Annotated in this window: 1 pseudogene; it reads left to right on the top strand. The window is 27.7% G+C overall.

The features are described from left to right. Positions 1-51: 51 nt before the first annotated feature. Positions 52-289 (top strand): annotated as a pseudogene (locus IX290_RS11520) (IS3 family transposase); the annotation flags it as partial.

Raw genomic sequence — 289 nt, 5'->3', positions numbered from 1 at the left:
TGTACTGCACCCAAAATCTTAGACAACTAAGATGGAGGGTGTAGTTTTTTTATGGCTAAATTAACAAATGAACAAAAAATTGAGATTTATGAAAGAAAATTAAAAGGTGAATCTTTAAGAAAGTTAGGTCGGGAATTTAAAGTAAATTTTCATAGATTGGAGTATTTAGTTAGACTTCTAAAAAAACATGGATATGGTATTCTCAGACAAGGCAAAAATAACCATTATTCTAAGGAATTTAAAGAATCTACAATTAATAGAGTTTTATTGAATAATGAGGCTATTCTGT

This window comes from Fusobacterium sp. DD2 (genome assembly GCF_018205345.1).
Lineage (GTDB): Bacteria > Fusobacteriota > Fusobacteriia > Fusobacteriales > Fusobacteriaceae > Fusobacterium_A.
This window is presented reverse-complemented; position numbering and strand designations above follow the sequence as displayed.